The 20470-nt window shown below is 61.1% G+C and carries 17 protein-coding genes and 1 pseudogene; 10 read left to right on the top strand and 8 right to left on the bottom strand.

What is annotated here, in order from left to right; all coding sequences use genetic code 11:
• Positions 1-1686 (top strand): DNA repair protein RecN, encoded by a 1686-nt coding sequence (gene recN / locus ACO9S2_RS13075; RefSeq protein ID WP_423722822.1) that lies wholly within the window; start codon positions 1-3, stop codon positions 1684-1686.
• 60 nt (positions 1687-1746) lie between these two features.
• Here the strand turns inward: recN and ACO9S2_RS13070 are convergent, their stop codons facing one another.
• The 8 genes from ACO9S2_RS13070 to ACO9S2_RS13035 form a co-directional block, all read right to left on the bottom strand.
• Positions 1747-2895 carry an HD domain-containing phosphohydrolase gene (locus ACO9S2_RS13070; RefSeq protein WP_423722821.1) on the bottom strand — a complete coding sequence of 383 codons (1149 nt, stop codon included), beginning with the start codon at positions 2893-2895 and terminating at the stop codon, positions 1747-1749.
• A 202-nt stretch (positions 2896-3097) separates the two neighbouring features.
• A complete protein-coding gene (locus tag ACO9S2_RS13065) occupies positions 3098-4528 on the bottom strand; it encodes a sigma-54-dependent transcriptional regulator (protein ID WP_423722820.1) in 1431 nt (476 codons plus the stop codon).
• A 7-nt stretch (positions 4529-4535) separates the two neighbouring features.
• Positions 4536-5810: an ATP-binding protein gene (locus tag ACO9S2_RS13060; protein WP_423722819.1), complete on the bottom strand. Its 1275-nt coding sequence runs from the start codon at positions 5808-5810 to the stop codon at positions 4536-4538.
• Between the two features lie 115 nt (positions 5811-5925).
• Entirely contained in the window at positions 5926-10125 is a 4200-nt protein-coding gene (locus tag ACO9S2_RS13055) for a PilZ domain-containing protein (protein ID WP_423722818.1), read from the bottom strand.
• Positions 10126-10465: 340 nt separating this feature from the next.
• Positions 10466-11467, bottom strand: coding sequence for a hypothetical protein (locus ACO9S2_RS13050; RefSeq protein ID WP_423722817.1), 1002 nt, complete (start codon positions 11465-11467; stop codon positions 10466-10468).
• Positions 11468-11550: 83 nt separating this feature from the next.
• A complete protein-coding gene (locus tag ACO9S2_RS13045) occupies positions 11551-12021 on the bottom strand; it encodes a hypothetical protein (protein WP_423722816.1) in 471 nt (156 codons plus the stop codon).
• Positions 12022-12102: 81 nt separating this feature from the next.
• The gene (locus ACO9S2_RS13040) at positions 12103-12846 is read right to left on the bottom strand and encodes a PP2C family protein-serine/threonine phosphatase (protein ID WP_423722815.1); all 744 of its coding nucleotides are present in this window, start codon (positions 12844-12846) and stop codon (positions 12103-12105) included.
• A complete protein-coding gene (locus ACO9S2_RS13035; protein ID WP_423722814.1) occupies positions 12843-13649 on the bottom strand; it encodes a ribonuclease H-like domain-containing protein in 807 nt (268 codons plus the stop codon). Before ACO9S2_RS13035 ends, ACO9S2_RS13040 begins: the two co-directional genes overlap by 4 nt.
• Before the next feature lie 139 nt (positions 13650-13788).
• On the opposite strand from ACO9S2_RS13035, the gene ACO9S2_RS13030 reads away from it, so the two are divergent.
• The 9 genes and pseudogenes from ACO9S2_RS13030 to rimI all read left to right on the top strand — a co-directional run bounded on the left by ACO9S2_RS13030 (position 13789) and on the right by rimI (position 20458).
• Entirely contained in the window at positions 13789-14172 is a 384-nt protein-coding gene (locus ACO9S2_RS13030; protein WP_423722813.1) for a cyclophilin-like fold protein, read from the top strand.
• Positions 14090-14821, top strand: a pseudogene (locus ACO9S2_RS13025) (DUF507 family protein). Before ACO9S2_RS13030 ends, ACO9S2_RS13025 begins: the two are co-directional and overlap by 83 nt.
• A gap of 4 nt (positions 14822-14825) precedes the next feature.
• Complete coding sequence (locus tag ACO9S2_RS13020) at positions 14826-15290, top strand: tetratricopeptide repeat protein (RefSeq protein ID WP_423722812.1); 465 nt, start codon at positions 14826-14828, stop codon at positions 15288-15290.
• Positions 15291-15352: 62 nt separating this feature from the next.
• Positions 15353-15820 (top strand): thioredoxin-dependent thiol peroxidase, encoded by a 468-nt coding sequence (bcp, locus tag ACO9S2_RS13015; protein ID WP_423722811.1) that lies wholly within the window; start codon positions 15353-15355, stop codon positions 15818-15820.
• A gap of 59 nt (positions 15821-15879) precedes the next feature.
• Entirely contained in the window at positions 15880-16740 is an 861-nt protein-coding gene (locus ACO9S2_RS13010; protein WP_423722810.1) for a hypothetical protein, read from the top strand.
• A gap of 186 nt (positions 16741-16926) precedes the next feature.
• Complete coding sequence (gene radA, locus ACO9S2_RS13005; RefSeq protein WP_423722809.1) at positions 16927-18288, top strand: DNA repair protein RadA; 1362 nt, start codon at positions 16927-16929, stop codon at positions 18286-18288.
• 34 nt (positions 18289-18322) lie between these two features.
• The gene (locus tag ACO9S2_RS13000; RefSeq protein WP_423722808.1) at positions 18323-19150 is read left to right on the top strand and encodes a hypothetical protein; all 828 of its coding nucleotides are present in this window, start codon (positions 18323-18325) and stop codon (positions 19148-19150) included.
• Positions 19147-19938: a tRNA (adenosine(37)-N6)-threonylcarbamoyltransferase complex dimerization subunit type 1 TsaB gene (gene tsaB / locus ACO9S2_RS12995; RefSeq protein WP_423722807.1), complete on the top strand. Its 792-nt coding sequence runs from the start codon at positions 19147-19149 to the stop codon at positions 19936-19938. Before ACO9S2_RS13000 ends, tsaB begins: the two co-directional genes overlap by 4 nt.
• Entirely contained in the window at positions 19931-20458 is a 528-nt protein-coding gene (rimI, locus tag ACO9S2_RS12990) for a ribosomal protein S18-alanine N-acetyltransferase (protein WP_423722806.1), read from the top strand. Before tsaB ends, rimI begins: the two co-directional genes overlap by 8 nt.
• Positions 20459-20470 lie beyond the last annotated feature (12 nt).

Here is a 20470-nt window from a genome sequence, read left to right as displayed (position 1 = left end):
ATGCTCACTGAGCTGCGCATCCTCAATTTCGCCATACTCGAAGAACTCAGCCTCAGGTTCGAGGCTGGGTTCACGATTCTGACCGGCGAGACCGGCGCAGGCAAGTCACTGTTGATCGACGCGATCGCACTGCTTGTCGGGGGCCGGGCCTCAGCCGAACAGATTCGCCACGGCCAAGATGAGGCTTCCCTTGAAGCCGCTTTTCAGATTCCTGACCAGCATCCCCTCCTGAGCCGTCTCCGTGACCAGGGTATTCTCAGTGTCGACGACTCCCAACTCATTGTGCGACGGATCATTTCCCGATCAGGCCGGAACCGGGTCTATCTGAACGGATCGATGTGCTCTCTGCATGCGCTGGAAGAGCTCGGGGGAACGCTGGTCGATATTCACGGGCAGCACGATCAGCAGTCGCTGCTCTCTTCCGCGACGCAGCTGGATGTGGTCGACGCGTTCGGCGGTCTCCAGGAATTCCGGGCCCGATATCGACAGGTATACGGTGCCTGGAAGGCCCTCCGTGAAGAGCGGGATCGCCTGTCTGCCCGGATGCAGGATCGCACGAGCCGGGAGGAGCTACTCCGTTTTCAGCATACGGAACTGGAAGAGGCGGCGTTGCAGGCTGGGGAGGATGAGGCGCTCCAGAATGAGCGGCGTCGGCTGGGGGCATCGCAGCGAATCGGCGCTCTCACGGCCGAGGTGCTTGAGCGGTTGAATGCCGATGGCCAAGGTATCCTGGCGAATCTTGGTCCGATGGAACGGGCGTTGGGAGAATTGACGGAAATTGACTCCGGGATGGCTGAAGCCGGTCGATTGGCGGTCGAAGCCCGGGTGATTCTGAAAGAGGTGGCGGGCCAGGTGCGGGATTATGCCGAGCGCCTTGACGCGGATCCTGCGCGCCTGGCGGCTATCGAAGATCGTCTCAGCTCCATCCACAAACTCAAGAAAAAATATGGCGGGACCATTGACGCCGCCTTGGAGACGCACCGGCGGATCAAGGACGAGCTGGAGGGCCTGCAAAGCTCGGATGTGAAATGGGAGGAGCTCAGCCGGCAAATCGAGAAGCAGGATGTTGAGCTGCACGAGCTCGCGCAGCAGTTGTCTGAGAAGCGGGTCGACGCGGCCAGGCGGATGACGAAGATCGTCCGTCAGGAGCTTGGCGCGCTGCGGATGGCGCAGACGGTGTTCGATGTTCAGGTGCGTCCGCAAGCCGGCCAGGGGGAACCCGGCGCTGACGGAATCGATCAGGCGGAGTTTCTTTTGTCCACGAATGCCGGGGAGCCCCCTAAAGCGTTATCGAAAGTAGCCTCCGGAGGCGAGTTGTCGCGGGTGATGCTGGCGCTCAAGACGGTGCTGGCCGGGCGTGATCATGTTCCCGTGCTGATCTTCGATGAAATCGATACAGGAGTGGGCGGGGCCGTGGCAGCGGCCATCGGGAAACGATTGCGAGGCTTGGGGCGGTATCATCAGGTCTTTTGTATCACGCATTTGCCGCAGGTGGCAGCGCAGGCCCATCACCATCTCTGCGTTGAGAAATCCCGGAGCGGCGGCCGGACTGTGACGACTGTGAAGGATTTGAAGGGGGGGGGCAGAGAGGACGAAATCGCCCGGATGCTGGGGGGCGTAACGATTACGAAGAAGGTTCGCGAGACGGCGGCGGAGCTGATAGCCGGAGCGCTGGACGAAGCTTGAATCAGAGGAACAGCCCAATGAGTACGGCGGATACTGGGGAAGCTCTGTAGGGGCGGTCTGCTAATGTGTGTTGTTGGGTGTGCCGGCAACGGCCATGGCAGGGAGGGACGCCTTGCATTCTTCGGCAACGTGAGCAAAGAGCGCGGTGAGTCTTGGGTCAAAGTATGTATGGGCGTGGAGTGAGATCTGTCGGATCGCCTTGTCGATCGAAAGAGGCATGCGTCCAGGAGTTTCCGCCGTCAGTTCGTCGAACATCTGGGCGATACCGACGATTCGAGCTAGGAGGGGAATGCCTTCTCCCTGGAGCCCATAGGGGTAGCCCGTTCCATCCCAGTGCTCATGATGGCAGGAGATAATTTGGCCGACCTCCGCGGGAAGTCCCAGCGGAAGAATCATCCGGGCACCGTTTTCAGCATGGACATTCGAGTAAGGACTCTGGACGGCAGACAGGCTGCCGCTGCCGGGTTTGCGGTCCGGTAACGGTCCTATTTCGCCGATGTCATGGAGGAAGGCTCCCAGCGCGAGAGACTTCTGTTCTACCCCCGTCAGGTTCAGACGATTGGCCAGAAGGGTAGCGTAGAAGCTGACGCGGCTCGAATGGTTCAGGAGTTGTCGATCCTTGGCTTCCAAAAGGTCAGACAAGAGCGGGAGTATGTCCTGGGGCGAAGACCCGTCACAGGCCGTCTCGTCCTCTTTATTCCCGATTGCGAAGTATGCGGTCTTGAGAAATTTCCAGGCTCTGGCGCAGTCGCTCTCGGAGCCCCACAGAGATGACGAGGGGTCCTGAAGAATGGTCCGGATAAGGTCCAGGCGTTGTTTCTTTTCAATGGTCTGGTTGATGAGCGACACCAGTTCCGCCACGTTAAAGGGCTTCAGAAGATATCCCGCCGCTCCGTATTTCAGGCCTTCCATCGCCGACTTCAAGCTCCCGTATCCCGTTATGATAATGACTTCGATGTCGGCATGATCGTGCTTGATGTCCTGGAGCAGATCGATGCCGTGACGATCGGGCAGCTTCTGGTCGAGGGTGATCAGGTCGATCGGCTCTTCCTTGAGGATATTCATGGCTGTTCTGGCATTCTCGGCCAGGCGGATATTGAAGAACGGGCGGAGAATGACTTTGAGCGCATCGCGGGGGCCGGCTTCGTCGTCGACGACGAGGACCGTGGGCTTGGACTGGGGTGCATTGTAGGATGCCGATAGGGTCATGCGCACTATCTGTTCCTAATAATTGGATTTTTAAGCAAAAAATGTTCCTCATTGCTTGTATATAGCCAGGATGACAACAGGCAGTAGTAATTATGTAGTTTGGGTCTATATGTAGGTGCCTTGAAGGAAATACTTCTGAGAACCCTGACTCTCTTCGCCAAAAAGGTGTCGCTAAAATCCCTCAATTGACAGCAATACTGTGTCATTCATGCACGGCTGCGTCTGATTCCTGGGCGTCGGCCTGATCGTTTCGGCCGATTCCAAGGGTATCCATGCGGTATTTCAGCATGCGTCGACTGATCCCCAGCAGGTTGGCGGCATGGGTTTGCACGTAATTCGTTCGTTTGAGTGCGTCCAGAATAATTTCACGCTCGAATTCCATCACGGCTTTTTCGAGCGACATGCGGCCCGCCAGAGTGTCGTCGCGCAAAGAGGATGAGCGAGAATCGCTCTTGAGGATTGTCGGCAGGTGCTCCGGCATAATCTGCGGCGAGTTTTGGGACCAGATGAAGGCCTGCTCCACGATGTTTTCCATTTCGCGCACATTGCCCGGCCAGGGGTAACGGGTCAATAACTCAACCGCCTCTTTTCCGAACTCGATAGGCTGGCGCTTTTCCTCCTCTACCCGTTTGGCGAGGAAGTGCTTGGCGATTAGCGGAATATCTTCCCCCCGTTCACGCAACGGCGGCAGGTACAGTGAGATGACATTGATGCGGTAGTACAAATCTTCACGAAATTGGCCTTTGCGGACCATCTCATCGAGGTTTTTATTCGTCGCCGCCACGATCCGGACATCGACCTTGATCGGCTGCACGCCGCCGATCCGGGTAAATTCCCGTTCCTGAAGCACTCTGAGGAGCTTTGCTTGCGTCATGGCGCTGAGGTCGCCGATTTCGTCGAGGAAGAGCGTGCCGGTATTCGCGAGTTCGAATTGTCCGACACGCCTGGCCGTTGCATCGGTAAATGACCCTTTTTCGTGGCCGAACAGTTCACTCTCAATCAACGTTTCGGGGAGTGCGGCGCAATTCAAGGCGATGAACGGGCGGTCTCGTCTGCCGCTGTTGTAATGGAGGGCTTTGGCGACCAGTTCTTTTCCGGTGCCGCTTTCTCCGGTGATGAGGACGGTTGTGCGGCTGTCGGCGACTTGCTCGATCTTGGCGTAGATTTCCTGCATGCCGGGGCTCTTGCCGATCAGATTGTGGAATGCGTAGCGTTGGACCACCTGCGCCCGCAGTTGTTTGACTTCACGTTCGAGTTCCTGCGAGTTGATGGTGCGGTCCAGGACGATGCGGAGCTCATCCACGTCGAAGGGTTTCGAGAGATAGTCTGCTGCCCCGAGTTTCATGGCGTCGACGGCGGTCTTAACCGACTTGGTTCCTGTCAGCATGATGACCGGGGTCATGCGGCTCTCAGCGCGGAGGGTCTGCAGGACGGCCAGTCCATCCGTGCCGGGAAGGATCACGTCGAGCAAGACGAGATCCGGGCCTTCCTTGCGAAACGTGTCGAGGCCCTCCTGCGCGTCGGCCGCCTGGAGTATTTCATAATTCGGCTCAAGCACCACCTTGAGGGAGGCGCGTACGCGCGGTTCGTCGTCGATCAAGAGGACACGTTTTTTTATGAGTGAATGTTCCACAACGCTCCTACGTTATCGGGATGGCGGGCAAATTGACGAAAAATGTGGTGCCCACGCCTTCGGTGCTTTCAACCTGAATGTCGCCGTCATGCTCATGAACGATCTGGTGCACAATGGTCAGTCCCAGGCCGGTGCCGGCATGTTCTCCACTGGCATGCTTGGTCGTGAAGAACGGATCAAAGATATGGGCCAAGTTGTCCGCTGAAATCCCCGCACCGTTATCTTCAATCTCAATCTGAGCCCAGGTCTGATTGCCGGGTCTCGTCAGCCGGTGTGTGCGAACTGTGAGCCGGCCGTCCTGAATATTCATGGCATCGATTGCGTTCAGTAAGAGGTTTAGCAGCACCTGTTGCACCTGTTGACGATCAAGCATGACACGAGGCAGGTCAGGCGCCAACTCTTTTTCAATCTTGATCCGCTTGGTGGCGGTCTTCATCTCAACGAAATAGAGACACGATGAGACAACCTCGTTCAAATCTTCGTCGGTCAATGTCGGCTCCATGTATCGGGCGTAATCCAGAATTTCTTGAATCAGGCGTTCGATCCGATACACGTCTTCCAGGACAATGCGGCTGAAATCGCGGATGAATTCAGCATCTTCCCGGCGCTCCGGCGCGAGTTGGATGAAGGTTTTGATCGACGTCAGCGGGTTCCGGATCTCGTGGGCGAAGCCTCCGGCAATAATTTCGAGTGAGCGGAGCCGGTCGGTCCGGCGCATCAGCGTGTGCGATTGGCGAAGGTCGTCGTGGACCAGCATGGAATCCAGGGCGTTCGCAGCGTTTTGCGCCAGGACTATGAGCAGTTCCATTCCGTCCTGGGATGGCTGCGGGGAATCCGGCAACGGGCCGAGGAGGGCGAACGCGAGCAATCGTCCTTTGTTCAACAGGGGAATGGCGATAGATACTTGTAGTGCTTCCAAGACCGAAGGGACCGTGCCTTCGTCAGCGGGGGTTAAAGAGGATGGATCTGTCAGTGCAAGCACCGTCGTCCGGTGAGCCAGGCGGGTTACGAGAGGGTGTGTCGATGAAATGGCCGGTGCATTGGCTGCGGCACTCTCCTTGCCGAACGATGTCAGGCGTGTATAGCGCTCCCGCTCCTGGTCCAGCAGATAGAGAGTGCCGGTGGGACGAGCCGTGACCTCGCAGAGTTCCGTCAGGATTCGCCGGGCGATGAGTGAGCGGTCGGTGTGTGTGCCCAAATCCCGGGCGAAACGGGCCAGCCGCTGAAGCGGGGTGAGCGTTTCCGGTGATGTGTCAGGAGCCTGGGGCGAGGGGTCTGTCATGCGAGTCTCGATCGGTGGGGGGCCTCCGACCCCAAGGAAGGCGGCCAATCCCCAGGAAAACTACGGAAGAGAAGTGTGTGACCGCGCAGAGCCAGTATACATGCGGAAAGTGGTTTCAGCCAGCCGATTCCCCTTTGCGGGAGACGGCGAGCAGCAACTGGCCGTTGAGGACGGGTACGATCCGCAATGGTTTGGCCCCGGCATGCCGGAGCAACTCCGCAAGCCGGTCGCGATTGAAGGAGTGCAGAAGCCCGTGGCGCAGGGCTTCGTGCAGGCGTCCGAGATAGTGGAGCAGAATTTGCCCGGAAGGAGAGTCCCCGTCCTGACCGGTTGCGGCCAGGTGCTCACGATAGAGGCCGGTGAGATCGGTGTGCGGCTGGAAGCAGGTGAGGATCAGGAGGCCGTCGGGGCGTAAGACGGTGACGGCATGCCGCAAGGAGGCTTGCGGAGACGAGACGAATGAGAGCGACAAGTTATAGACAAGCCGGTCGACTGAATGATCGATGAAGGGCAGCCCGCTCTGCCAGTCAGCGAGAATCCAGCCGGCGGTCATGGCGGATGCTGCAGCGGCGAGCGGAGTGCCGGTGTTGTTCAGTTCCTGCCGGAAGGCCTCGAAGGAGCGCTCTGTGGATGAGACGGTATCGATGAGACGCTCGATGCCGATATAGCGCAGGGGCGGGCGGGGTGTGCCCGGCGCGTGTGCGAGGCGATACATGGAGTTCAGCCAGGCGATCCTGGCCAGGTCGCTGGATGCGCATCCGACCTCAAGAATCGTCGCGCGGGGAGGCAGGGGAAGGCATTGTTGATAGAGTTCCTGCAAGAGCCAGGAGTAGGCGGGGAGACGGCTGAGTTGAAGGAGTTGTGCGGACTGGGCAACCCATAGGGCGTCGCGCGTGGCTTGCGAGGCGCGGGTATGAATGCGAAGGCGCTCCTCCTCGAGGCGGCGCTGGCGCTCAACGTGGTGTTTGATTGGCGGCAGAATCTCACCTGGTGCCTCTCTCGGGAAGAGCGCCGTGGCAATGTGTCTGAGGATCGTGGTCCAGGCGGCCAGATGCCGGTCATCCAGCGGCATGGAGGGAACGGAAAGCGGGGCGGCAAGCGGCACAACCGCGGGAGGCGTGCCGAGTGCGCGCAACGAGGGGGCGAACGGGGGAAAAGGGTGCGCCGGCGTCCGACCCGTCTCGGGTGTGGTCAGCATGACGATCGGAGCCGTGAGGCCGGCGAGGTCGGTGACCGTCGTCGCGAGTGTGTCATATTGTCCCGCAATGAGGTCTCCGAGCAATTGATCGACATTGACATTGAGACCCCACACATTGGCCGTTCCTTTGCGGCGTCCTTTCCGATAGTCGGCGACCAGGTCGCGGTGGTGCTCGGCAGACAGGGCTGTCTGGACATCGACGACCGGATTGACAAGCAGCAATAAGTCCGCCGCAGGGCTCTGTGCGGCCGCTTTCAGCGCAACGCGCGCGGCGAGATCTTCTGCCAGAAGCGCGATAGGCGCGGTAGGCCAGGTGGTATGGGCAAATTCAAGGACAGCCTGAAGATCGGTTTGCATACTGCGCAGCGTTATCTGGAGGAGATCGCCGTCGCTATGTCCCACGTGATTGCTGTGGTCGTACCGCAGCACGCGCATACGATTAAGCGCGAGGAACTGAGCCAGGCCGACATAGTCTGTCTGGGTGCACCCAAACCCCGGTGACATAATGACAATGGGGGTGCTGGGAGACAGTTGGCGCCGGGCATGATCGTCTCTCATGACAATGACCTGACCGCGCGCATTCCGGCATTCCCGTTGCGTGCTGACGACGGGCGACGCTTCCGTAACGCCGTCCAGATCCATCGGTGAGTTGAGATGTTGCGCGACCACACGATTGATTTCCCGTTCCGCAAAAGGCGTCAGCCGGACAAAGCAGAGGCCGACGCGCTGTCCGGCATCCGTCGAGTCCGGTCGTAGTGTCGAGGGCGCGGCGGGTGGGGTCCAGACGATGCGGGCGGGGAGCACGGCCTCGGGCGCCGCCGGTTCGTGGATCCGTGGCTGCCCCAGGAGTCCGGTCTGAGGGAACTGCAGCAGGATGGTCTGACCGATCCGACCGGGCGCCTGTTTCATCTGCAGGCATGCGCCTCCGCGGCTCAAATTCGCCAGGGAGCCGAAGGCTCTTGCCACGGTAGTCCCCTCCGGTTCGACCTCGATGTGCACAGGGAGAGCCACGCGAACCCGGAGCGCTTCACGATGATCAAGCCCATGAGGGGCAGGTTCATTTGTCGGCGGAGGCAGCTCCTCGGCGTCTTCCGGAGGCACGAGCAAGGCTTCAAACGTGAAGGAGACGGCTCGTTCGCTCGCGGCCTCGACGAAGGACGCCAGCACTCTGCTTTCGGTCGTTCCGGCGGGGGCAAAGTGGAAGGCCAGCAGTGAGCTGCCCGGCCGACCGGATTCCTGCCCGGAGGCGGTTCCCCGTGTGTGGACCCTGGCTTGAAGTTCCAGGATGCCTACCTCGGTCTTGAAAATGAGATAGGCGGGTTGATGGTCCAGGTGCGGGAGTAGTCCGGCCAGTACGACGGCTGCGCCCGTCGCGCTCAGGCTTGAGACGGTGCCTTCCCTGGTTATGTTGCCGACGGTGATCTGTGCGGGAAGATGGACGGTCGCGCGCGTCGCCGTTCGACGGTCTGGGAGCGCAGGGACAACGGGTGCGGGATGCTGAGGCTGTGACTCAGCGGGCGGAGCCGCGGGCGACGACAGTTTCTGCGCCGTCGAGGGTTGAGGCGCCGGGGGGGCGGCCGGTGTCGGAGTCGATGCCGGGGGCATCCGGTCAGGTAGGTGCAGCCGGAGACGAATGGACAACCTCCCTTCCGCCGGCGCCAGGAAATCAAGACGGGCTCCAAGAGGAGGGAGGAGTTCGTACACGCGGGCGAGGTCCGAGGACATAGTCAGGGCGTCGGTGTCGAAGGCCGCCGGGTGCTGGGTTTCTTGGAAGAGGATTTCCACGGCTGCCGTGGCCGGATCGACAGGGAGCGAAGGGGCCGGATCAAGGCGGGCTCCGGCGCGATCGAGCGCGCAGGTGGAGAGTTGCAGCCTATGGATCGACCCGACGGCCGCCATGTGGCGCAGAGCATGAGCGAGCAACAGCTCCACAAGGCGCACGCAGGTCTCGCGCGGCCCTGCAAACGCCGGAAGGGACGGGGTGTAGAGCCGCTCGACGAGGCCGGTCTCGAGCAAGGGCGGAGTGAAGGTGGCGAGCGCGTCGTCGAGGATCGTATTCACGGTATCTCGGCGCCGTGCGGCCTGCTGCACGGTTTGTGCGATCTCCTCTCCCCGTTGCGCGGCTTCGGTGGCGTGGAGCGCCAGAATTTCAAGGCGGGCGTCGAGTTGCGTCTCGCGGATGGTTTGCAGAAGCTGTTGCGATTGAGTCAGGACCGCCGTCAGGGGAGCCTGCAAGTGATGCGACAGACCGGTTACGTGATGGGCCATGTCCAACAGCTGGCCGGTCTCACGGAGGGCCGCCTCGAGCGACTGAATCCTTTGCGCTTGGATGGCCTGAGCCGAGACGTTGCGCAGGAGGCCCAAAGAGCCGACGAAGCGCCGCCCGGCGTCGTACAAGCCTGTGGCGCTGATCTCCGTGAGCACGCGCGAGCCCGGGGCCGATCCCGGCTGCGGTTTGGGAAGCAGTTCGAGGAGGACCCGGCGGGCCGCCCGCGGTCCCGAGCGACGGTCGTTGATGCGATGTTGTGCGCGGTCGAGTTGATCGGGCGGGATCAGTTTCGTGCAGAGTGTGCCAGTCAGTTCTTCCGGTCGATGGCCCAGGAGTTCTGTCACCGACGGGCTGACATACACGAACCGCCCATCCGCATCCAGTTCGTAGACCACATCGGTGAGTGTCTCCATGAGCCGTCCATGGCGGACTTGAATCCGCTCCAGGGCGGTCCGGAGGGCCCGTTTCTCAATGGCTTCCTTCGCGTAGAGCACGAACTCCGTCAGAAAGGCGGGAGACTGTCTGTGCAGCAGAAAGTCGGCACCGGCTTGAAGGGCGCTCACGGCGGCGCCTGAATCGGCCTTCTCTGTCTGGAGTACGAGGGCTGCCGCGGGAAGCCGGTGCTTCAGTTCCGATACGAGCGGGGGATGGCCTTGAAGGCCCAGGCGTTCCTCGATCAGCACCAGGTGCCAGTCGGCACGGCCGGCCCATTGCAGGGCTTCCTCAACGGAATAGACGGAGTCGACACGGCAATCAGGGAAGAATCCGCGCAGACTCATGGTGACGAGTTTGATGTCGTCCGCCTGCTCGTTGACAATCAGGATGGTGACGGGCTCGGGTTGCGGCATGTACTAATTCCGTGTTTCTGGGTAAGCCGAATCAGCCGAGTCCCAGAGGCATGCAGAGTCCTCCGACTCCTCTGCGCGCGGATGGCGGGTCTGCACGATCTCGCGCGCATGATCCATGACCGGCGCATACCCTTGTTCCGTGCCGGCCCAGGGTCCTAAATACCATACACATGCGTCAAAATCACAGCATCACTGCAGGGGAATCCGCTCTTCTTTCGTAGGGGGATGAGGGGGAAGTGGATGTTCCTGGACGAACAATTTTGGACGGTATGAGGGGAACGGGCAGGGACCCATGGGGGCCGGTACGCCATCTGGGGCCTTCCCCCTGAAACGATCCTCCCTACTGTGGAGACGGGGCGGTCTTCGGTGACGGACAGGCCCCCGGCGTCATGTAGAGGAGGTAGTTGCCCATGCCGTGCTGGAGTGCCGTACTCTGCAGGGGATGATGATGGACCATCACCATTTCATAGTCGTTCGCCTGCAGGACGGAGAAGCCGCTGCTGCTTGTATAGACCTGGTGCGGGTGAAACTCCCTGAAGGCGCCTGTGAGATCGACGTCGGGGACCGTTCGCAATAACGTCTGCTGGTTCGTTGTGTCTTCGAGCGCGATCATCAGGAGTTCGTCGTGGCCGTGCGGGTAGGCGAACTTCACGCAGCCGTCCATGAGGAACTTGAGCGGCGCGCGATGGACCTGCACGCCCGGCTTGATCTCGATCCCTTCGTCGGTTTGGTCGGCGCCGCGCTGGCCGAACTTGCTATAGCAGACGACATTGACGCCGACTTGATAGACGTCCATTTCCTTCACCGGCTTATCAGCCGGTGCCATGTACATGGTGAACGTGGCCATCACATCCTTGGTCGGCGGCGCCTTGTGGTAGAAGGCCACAATCGACATCAAGTGCTCGCCTTTGGCGAGTTTGACGCCATAGCCGTCTGGAAAGTGGGTCTCCGTCATTTCCAGCCCCGCGCCGGCAAAGAAGAGCGGCTCGCCCGGGCAGGACACGTTGGGCTTGTCGTTGTTGAGCATCAGAATATGGTGGAGGTAATTTCTCGGCAGTTCCCGGCCGTCCTTCGTGAACACGGCGGATTTGTACCCGATCATGTACATATCCTTCGGCAGTTGAAACTGATGCTTCGGCATGGAGGCCGCCAGTTCCCCATCGTGGCTTGTCGGGAGGTCGATCGGCCCGAAGGTCAACGTGACCGTGTTATCGGTGATAATCGCGCTGGTGGTCGTTTGGTTCTTGAGCGTGGGGACGGCTTGGGAATCATGCCCTCCATCGGCCAGCGCAGCCGGGCTAAACGCAAGGGAAACAAGTATGGTGAGAATCCAGAACATCATACCTCTAGCACAATGTGCCGGGTCGAGTTGAGAGCAGGGAACTGGAGCGGGGAAGGTCGAATCGAAAGGATGGAATGCCGGGTTCATTGAGCCGGCGGCACCGGAGTCAGCCGTTTCCACTGGTATGACCCTCCATGCTCACGAGGGGGAATGTTCTTGTGGGTGCCCACTCGGGTGTACCACCAGGCGCCTTTGGCCTGAGTCCCGTCTTCCGACAGCAGGAGTTCGAATCCGCCTTCACGATCATTGCCGGGCTGTTGCCACGTCCCTTGCCAGAGGCGATCCGCAATCTTCGTCGTCGTAAAGCGCCCGCCATGCTGGGTATAGGGGCCATTGCCGGCTTTGTCCAGCGTCGCCTTGTAGCGTTTGTCGTCTTCCACTTCGAGCACGTCCCATTCTCCGCTCAGGTCGGGGACGGTTGAGGCCGGAGCCGCGTTCGCCGGCGGGCGGACGGGCGGAGAAGACTGAGCCGTCGCGGAAGAAGGGACGACGATAGCGAGCATGCAGCACAGGAAGCCTGTACCGGCCACGATGGGCCAAGAGTTGTCCGGCATGAACGGCCTTCTACAGGAAAATGAGCGGGAATGTGTGCGTCACCAGCATCGTTGGAAGGCTACACGCGGGCTGTAACGTTGTCAACGGCGCTGGCCGACGACGATGACTGTCACATTGTCTTCGCCGCCGCGCGCGAGGGATTCCTCGATCAGCGCGTCGCAGGCCCGAACAGGATCGCCGCCGGATCGGGCCATGAGTGCGGCGATATCCTGGTCCTCAATCATCTTGGTCAATCCGTCGGAGCATAAGACCAAAAGGTCGTCAGGCTGAAGTGGATGTGAAGTAATGTCAGGCGTGGCCGTGGGCGAGATCCCGATGGCCTTGGTCAGGACATGACGGTCAGGATGAGTCCTGGCGGCGGCCGGTGTCAGAATCCCGCGGGCGAGATAGCGTTCGATCATCGTGTGATCGCGTGTCAGCGGAGTCAGGATCGTGTCGCGGTAGAGGTAGGCGCGGCTGTCCCCGAGGTGGGCGATGTGGGCGACCGCCGTCGGGTGGGGTGTGAGCAACAGGGCGACGAGCGTGGTCCCCATATGCTTGAGGGCCGGATCTCGTTGTGCCCGGTCCCGCACGGTCTGGTGGGCCGCGGTCATGAGATCCCTCAGTGTGTCCTGCGGCGAACCGAGGCCGTTGGCGGCAACCTGTTCGATGTGTGCGCTTGCGGTCGCAATCGCGGCCTGTGCCGCAATCTCTCCTCCGGCATGCCCGCCCATGCCGTCGGCAACGGCCCAGAAACCGAGCGGATCGATCGCGGCAAGACAATCTTGATTCATCCGGCGCACCAGGCCGATCTCGCTCCGTGCGGCTCCCACCCACGCGCTCATGCGGGTGATCCCTGCCGGAGGCTGGCGAGTGAAGTAAATCCGTCGGCTGAGGGTGGACCGAAACGCGTGAGCATTTCGTCATACAGCAGATGGGCCAGCGGGACGAGGTTCGCGGTGTCGGCGGCATTGTAGGCCCGCAGCAACTCAAGGGCTGCCGCATCCCCGGCGCACCAGCCGGCCCACAAGCGAACGGCGTCCCAGCCGTCGAGCCCGCGCAACGACGAGGCCCGCTCGATGCCGACCTCCTGCTCGATCTGTTTCAGCCCGCCTCGGCGTCCCACACGGCGGGCGGCAAAGCAAAGGTCGAAGTGGGGCAGGGGGAACCTGAGCCGGGGGAATTTCGCCCGCAGGTAGGGGACGTCGAAGCTGGATCCGAAAAATGTCACCAGCAGATCGCATTGGTCCAGTTCGGCTTGCAGCCGGTCCAAGGTCAGATTCTCTCCCCGGACCAGGCTGATCGTTTCTCCGTTGCGATGCAGGCCGACGACCGTGACCTCGCCGTCCTGGGGCGAGGTGCCGGTGGTTTCGATATCGAGGTACAGGGTTCGCGACGGATAGAGCGGAAAAAACCGCCAATGTTCCCGGCCGGGAAGGCGGGAGGCGAAATAGGGGAGATGGCCGGCATCAAACTGGGTCTGGGCCAGGGTGAGCTCGGCGTCGTACCACTGTTTACGGTGCGGAGAGAGACCGGCGATCCGGGGCTGCCGGAGGAAGTGTTCCCAGGTCAACAGGCCGTCCTGCCAGAAACGGCGTTCGGTCGCTGGTCCGACACCTGACAACAGGACAAAGGTAGAGGTCAACATCCGCCGGGATTCTAGCAGGATGCGCAATGGCGGTGCTACTCCGTCGCCTTGATTTCAGAAGAGGAGACCGGTTAGAGTCCGCTTTCGTCGGCGGTTTCCGCCGCGATTGCCTTATATCACATCGGGATCGGCGCACGTCATGACAGAACCAGCCAGGCGGATTCGCATCACGGTCGGGGGGATTCAACTCGAAGCGGAACTGAAGTCGTCCAAAACGGCCGGCGAGGTCTTTGCCGCGCTGCCGGTCGACGCGCCAATGAATACGTGGGGGGAAGAGTTCTATTTCAAGCTTCCCGGTGTGAAGGATTATCGGGAGACGGCGACGAATCAGGTCAAGATCGGCGATGTGGCCTTCTGGGGAGCGGGGCAGGTGCTGGCGATTTTCTTCGGCCGGACACCGATGAGCATGGGGCCGGACCCTGTGCCGGCTGATCGCGTCAATGTCATCGGGAAGATCGTCGGCGATGCGACGCAATTGCGCCGGGTCATGGAAGCGCCGACCATTCGTGTGGAGCGCGTGTAAACCGATGCGGCTCTCGAAAGAACGAGTCCGGCATATGGCCGAATCTCTCGCGACACGGTTGCAGCAGGACGGCCATCTGGAGATCGCGGGGGATCGCAAGGCCTTCGTCGACGCCCTTGATCAGGCGATTACCGGTGAGCTGTCGATTGAAGACAGGTTGAATGCGGAAGTGCGGCAGATGCTCAAGGCGTACGAAAAGCAAATCGAGCAGGGGCAGGTCGATTATCACAAGATGTTCACGATGATTAAGCAAAAGCTGGTTCGCGAGCGGGGCATTATCTTGTGAGGAGCGATAGGTGAACGGTGTTAAGTTGAGGCCGCCTCCTGAGTGCCTGCCACGGATTACCCATCACCCATCACGCGAGTTGCAGATATGTTGAGTGAAGATAAAGTCAGCCATCTCTCGCACATTATCCTTCAGGCGGTGAAGAAAAGCCCCCTGGTTAAGATGAACAGCACGGACGGGCCGGTGCTGAAGGACATCAAGAAGATTCTGGCGGCGGAGCTGGCGCAGGAAGAAGAGATCGACCGGAAGGTCAGAGCCAAGCTCTCCTCCTATTCGCGGGGGATTGTTGAAGGCAGTTCCGAGTGGGAGGTGCTGTATCGGAAAACCTTCGAAGAAGAGCTGCGGAAACACAGCAGGGGTTGAGGGCATGATGGTGCGGGGGCGGGTGACAAGCTATCTGGCTCTGTTGGGCGTCCTCGTGTTGCTGCTTGGGACGGGCGCCTGCACCAAGAGCAAAGTCAAGCAGCTGGTGCCCCTGCCTCTGGAGTCCGGCGCCCCTCAGCAGGCCATCAGCTTGAACGAGCAGGGAACTCACGCCTATCAGGCCGGCGAGTTCGACGAAGCCAAGAAGTATTTCGCGCAGACGGTGGCGGCGGCGCCTCAGTCGGGCCCGGCTCATTACAACTATGCCCTGGCCCTCAATGCGCTGGGCGAGACCGAGGCGGCGCGGAGGCAGTTTATCGAGGCGGCGAATTTCGCGCCGGGTGATAAGATCATCTGGGACTCACCGGCGCTGTCGCCGTATGGCAATCCCGAGTCGGAAGAGAAGAAAGTCGCCGCCCCTCAGAACCCCAATCGGCGTGGCGGAATGGGTGGAATGGGTGGGCGATAGCGCAAGGGTGGGTGGGTGGATTGTCGACACTTGGAGCGCGGAGCGGATTAGAGGAGCTCAGGATGAACAAGGAATTGGCGATCGGAGAGAAGGCCCCGGAGTTGTCATTGCCCGATCAGGACGGCAAGACGGTGTCCTTGAAGGACTTCAAGGGGAAGCAGGTGGTGCTGTATTTCTATCCGAAGGACGATACGCCAGGATGTACGCAGGAGTCCTGTGATTTCCGGGATTCGATGGCGCCGATCAAGAAGGCCGGGGCCGTTGTCGTGGGGGTAAGTTTTGACGGGCAGGCCTCTCACCAGAAGTTCATCAAGAAATTCAGCCTGCCGTTCACGCTGCTCAGCGACGAACAGAAGACCGTGGCGAACGCCTACGGGGTCTATAAAGAAAAAAGCATGTACGGCAAGAAGTATTGGGGCATCGAGCGCAGCACCTTTGTGATCGATCAAAAAGGTCTGCTCAAGGCGATTTTCCGGAAGGTAAAGGTTACGGGGCACGTCGATGAAGTCCTGGCCGCCTTGAAGGCGTGACCGGTTCTGGTTGGGCAATTCCTGTCCTTCTCACAGTCATGTCTATGGTAATGAGGCCCATGATGTCCCTCTTCCGCAGGGCCTCCCTTCTCTCATTCCTGATTCTCACATGGCCCGCGTATGACGGCGCCGCCGCGGAGAAGCTGGCTGCGACCGTGCTCGTGAAAGACGGTCTGGCCTCGCCCAATCAGCCTGTGACCATCGAAGCCAGGCTGGTTTCAAAGGGATTCGTGATGAATGCGGGAATGGGGGGAGAACCGCTCGAGCTGGTGGTCAACGGGCATGTGGCAGCCACGGGGATGACCGGCGGAGACGGGACGGCCTTCCTGTCCTACACCCCGAAGGCGCAGGGAGTTGTGGCCGTGCAGGTTCGAGTCGGCGACAGTCCGCGAGTCGGACCGGCGGAGGGCCGGGCGAACCTGGTGGTCTGGGAACGGCGGAATCCGATCATTGCCATTGAAATGTCGGCGCTGGTGGAAGAGCCGCAGGCGCCAAGTCCCTTGCCAGGTTTCGGCATCCAGGGGGAGTCCGACCGGACGCCGATGCCCGATGCGGCCGACGAGCTCGCCAAACTGACGCAGTTCTACTACCGCGTCATCTATGTGGTCCCTTCGGCGCCCGGGGAGGATGGATTTCAACAACAGACTGCAGCAAGAGAATGGCTGAAGACCCACAAGTTCCCGACCGGGTATGTCGTGGTGCTTCCTCCGGGCGAGCAGGCGCTGGGGGCGAAGATCGATGAGTGGCATGCCGCCGGGTGGAAAACCGTCAAGACAGGCATCGGCCGCACCAGAGCCTTTGCTGAAGCCTTTCTGCAGCGGCGGCTTGATGCGGTGATGGTGCCCGAGCCGGCAAAGGGCGACATTCCCCGCAAAGCGATGATTGCGAAAGAGTGGAAAGAGATTCGAAAGAAGCTGTAGCAGGCGGCCTATCGGCGGTCCGGTAGGGTATGTCTGGTGCCGTCATCTCTCATTCCGGATTCACTCCAATCTGTCGCGGCTATCCGGCCGGTGCAGGCTCGGACCGGTCGCTTCGTCGCCTTCCTTTTGTCCTCCCCTTTCGATTAGTATGAAGTCTGTCGTGTTTCTGTTGTGAGGCGCTGACACATGCGGGCCAAGACCAGTTTTTCCTGCCAGGCCTGCGGCCATCAATCGCCCAGGTGGATCGGTCGTTGTCCGGACTGCGGCGGCTGGAACACTATGAAGGAAGAGCGGCAGGCGCCGACCGGCAAGGGTCGTCCCGCTGCAATGAAGACCGCCCAGCCCAAGGCGACCCCGATCGCGGACATTGAAGTGGTCGGAGAAGACCGGCGGCTCACCGGCATCGGCGAATTCGACCGGGTGCTGGGCGGGGGCGTGATTCCCGGCGCCGTCATTCTGATCGGCGGCGATCCCGGCATCGGCAAGACCACGCTGCTCTTGCAGGCGTTACCGCGGCTGGCTTCGAAGGAGGGGCCGGTGCTCTATGTGTCCGGGGAGGAGTCTCCTCGCCAGATCAAGATGCGCGGACAACGTTTGGGGATCGAACATCCCAACCTCTTGATTCTTGCTGAAACTTCGCTCGAACAAATGCTCAAAGCCATCCAGGAGATCCAGCCGGCGGCTGTCGTCGTCGATTCGATCCAGACGGTCTATACCGAACAGATCACCTCGGCGCCCGGCAGCATCAGCCAGGTGCAGGAAGTGGCCGGGCAGTTGATGTGGTTTGCCAAGCGGGCGGGCGTGCCGGTGTTCATAATCGGCCACGTCACGAAGGAAGGCGCAATTGCGGGACCCCGGCTGCTGGAACATATCGTCGATACCGTGCTGTATTTCGAGGGCGACAAGGGGCACAGCTATCGCATTCTCCGGGCGGTGAAAAACCGCTTCGGCTCGACCAACGAAATCGGTGTCTTCGAGATGAAGGACGGCGGGCTGGAAGAAGTCAGCAATCCCTCCGAATTGTTTCTGGCCGAGCGGCCACAACGGAGCACCGGCTCGGTCGTGGTCTCGAGCCTCGAGGGGAGCAGGCCGATTCTCGTGGAACTGCAGGCGCTGGTGTCCTCTACCAGCTACGCCATGCCGAAACGGATGGCGAATGGCGTGGAGTTGAACCGGGTCTCGCTCTTGCTTGCGGTGATGGAGAAGCGGCTGGGTATGCACCTCTCCGGGCAGGACGTCTATGTGAACGTCGTCGGTGGGATGCATATCGATGAACCGGCCATCGATCTCGGCATCGTCGCCGCCGTGACATCCAGTCTTCGCGAGGTGCCGATCGAGCCGGGGTTGCTTGTTCTGGGCGAAGTGGGGCTGGGCGGAGAAGTCCGGGCGGTGAGCCAGGCCGAATTGCGCATTCGCGAAGCGGCGAAGATGGGATTCAAACGCTGCCTTCTGCCGGAGCGGAACATCGCCAAGATCGAGCCGGTGGACGGCATCGAATTGATCGGGATCAACGAAGTGGGAGACGCACTCGATGTCGTCTTGGCATAGTAAGCTCGGTCGCGCCGCTCGTTACGCGTCACTGATGACGCTCTTATGTTTCCTGGCTGCCGGTTGCGCCACGGTGCCTTCCCAGGAGGAGGTCACGCTGAAGCGGGCGACGGCTGAGGAATTGACGACTTTACTTCGCCAGCGCGAATCCGCGATCCACACGATGAAGGGGCTCTTCAGTGCCAAGGTGCGCGGCGGCCTCATTCCGATTACGACGCGCGTCGAAGGCGCCCTGTATTACCGGCGGCCCAACAACATGCGGTTGCGCGGGTTTACTCCGGTCGGAGGGGAGCTGTTTGAATTCGTGCAGGCGGACGATCTGTATATGCTGCGGCTCCCGACCATGGGCCGGGTCCTGACCGGCCGCCAGTCGGAGATGAGCGAGATGGGCAAGCTGGCCAGGCCGTTCCAGCTCAGTGTGTGGGCGATGGGCGGAGTCCTGGGCACGAGCGCGATTGGAACCGAGGAGTCCACGCAACTGGCCGAGGACGGCGACCGGTACCGGCTGGACGTATATGGCGCTCGTCAGGATGCCGGGCAGGCCGGGCCGCAGCTGCTTCGGCGGATGTGGTTCGACCGGCGGACGTTGCTGGTCGTGCAGGAAGACCGGCTCAACGGGAACGGCGAGATCGATGCCTCGATTCGGTACGAGGATTTCCGGCCCATCGGAGAGACGGGACTTCCGACAAACGGCGGGGCCGATGCGCGTTTGCTCCGGCCGTTCAAGATTTCTCTGGAGGATGGCCGTGGCCAGGGGAGTGTGCAGGTGACCTTTCATGAAATTCTGCCTAATCAGGAGTTGAAGAACGGAGATCTCGGTCAGGTGTCATTCAAACGTTCTCCGGATGGACCGGCCTCATGAGAGTCCTGGCGGTCGATACGGCGACCTCCTGGCAGAGCGTGGCCCTTCTTGATGACACGACGGTCCTGGCGCGGCGGGACCAAGAGGCTGCCGGCTCTCACGGGGCGTTGCTGCTGCCCGCGATCGAGGCGGTCCTGGCCGGGGCGGGACTCGGCTTGGCGCAGCTCGACGGGCTGGCCTGCTCCATCGGACCGGGCTCCTTCACCGGGCTACGGGTCGGCACCGCCACGCTGCTCGGTTTGCGGGCCGCCACGGATCTGCCGTTGGTGCTGGTGCCGACGCTGGAAGCCATGGCCTGGAATCTACAAGGCAACGAGTCTCCGCTGTGCCCTGTCCTGACGAGCCGCAAAGGGGAGGTGTACTGGGCGGTGTTTCGTTGGCGCAACGGTGCGACGCTTGAGCGAATCGTCCCCGATCAGGTCGGCCCCCCCCAGGCCTGTGCCCACAGTCTCACTGGCGCAACCATGATGTTCGGGGAAGGCTGGATTTCGATGGAGGCGGACATTCGTGCCGCGCTGTCTCCAACGGTAACGGTGATCACGGCGTCTCCGGACCGGTCAAAGGCTTCAGCTGTCAGCGTCGGCCTGGCGGGGATCGAACGCCTGCGGCGCGGGGAGATTGCCGGCGAGGAGGTGGCACCGGTGTATGTACAGCGGGCCGAGGCGGAAGTGAAATATGAGCAATCCGGCGGGCTCTCGCCGGTGGCCCGCCGGCAGGCCCGTGTGGCGCTGAAGACCACAGCCCGCGCGGCCCTCCAACGTCCAGGAGCCGGGAAGTCGCATGAGTAGCCCCCTCCAGATCATGCCCGCCACACTCGATGACCTGGCTGATCTGGTGCGGCTGGAAGAAGCTTGCTTCTCGGCCCCCTGGACGAGCAAAATGTTGGCAGCTGAATTGACAGGCAATCAATTCGCCCACTTTTTGGTCGCGCGCGATGCCGGAAACGGCGGGGCGATTGTGGGTTACCTCTGTTATTGGATCGTGTTTGAAGAAGTGCGCCTGATGAATCTGGCCGTGGTAGAAAGCATGCGCCGCCGGGGGATCGCAGCCCGCCTCGTCGAAGAGGCCCTGCGAACCGGTTGCGCGCAAACCGCGACCCGCGCGGTGCTGGAAGTCCGTGCGTCGAATCATGCCGCCCGCTCGCTCTATCGGCGGTTCGGGTTTGTGGACGTCTCGACGCGCCGCCATTATTACACCAACCCCATCGAAGATGCCGTGCTGATGGAACTGGAGCCGATGAGGGCCGAAACCGGTTCCCGGCACGACCGTGCGTCAGCCATTGACGGAGGATCTATTCCCGCTCACTAACCAAATCTGGAG

Source organism: Nitrospira sp. NS4 (genome assembly GCF_049546785.1).
GTDB lineage: Bacteria > Nitrospirota > Nitrospiria > Nitrospirales > Nitrospiraceae > Nitrospira_D.
Note: the sequence above shows the minus strand (reverse complement) of the source record. Positions and strands in the feature narration are given on the sequence as shown.